The 651-nt window shown below is 62.8% G+C and carries 1 protein-coding gene; it reads right to left on the bottom strand.

Annotated features, from left to right (window positions below; translation table 11 throughout):
• Positions 1 to 229 (bottom strand): ankyrin repeat domain-containing protein (locus tag GEV06_28910; GenBank protein ID MPZ21863.1); only part of this gene is annotated, 229 nt, incomplete at its 3' end.
• Positions 230 to 651 lie beyond the last annotated feature (422 nt).

The raw sequence follows: 651 nt of genomic DNA on the forward strand, positions 1-651 counted from the left end.
CCTTGAGCTTCGGCCAGCTCTCAAACCCGTACGCGCGTGCAATCACGAGCTGCGCGTCGTGCAGGGCGAACGTGGCCTTGTCGGCGTCGTGGTAGTGGTCCGTGACCTCGGTGATGGCGTCGCGCTCGCTGGCGCGAAACGCGTCGAGCAGTTCCTTCGCCTGTCGTTTGAGTTGATCGAGATCGGGCCGGTCGGCGAGCGTGCGAGTTGGGAGAGAGCGTCGGTTCACGATGAGCTCCTTTCGGGCCGACGGGTCCGCGTCAGCCGAGCGCCCGGTGTCCGCTCACTCGGGCAGAAAAGAGTTCATCGAGAACGACAAGTTGTACAGGTCAATTCAGGTGGACGCAGTCCTTCCCGCGGACACGGTGGCACCCTGACACACCACGCATAGAATACGCCGAAAGCGGTCCGACTGCATGAGCAGAGGAACATCGGTCACCGTAATTCCGGAACACAGTACTTTAGCGAGAGAAGACAGAATCGATGGCAATCCGTCAACCCTTGGACGTCGAGAGCGAGCTCTTGGAGGCATTCGAGCACAGCGGCCGCGTGACTGAGCACCTGGTTGCCGTGCTGCCGCGACATCTCTGGCGCGCGGCGCCGCCGAACGGCGAAGGGCGTCCGATCGCGGCGATCGTGGCGCACATGCAT

It is taken from the genome of Luteitalea sp. (assembly GCA_009377605.1).
Classification (GTDB): domain Bacteria; phylum Acidobacteriota; class Vicinamibacteria; order Vicinamibacterales; family Vicinamibacteraceae; genus WHTT01.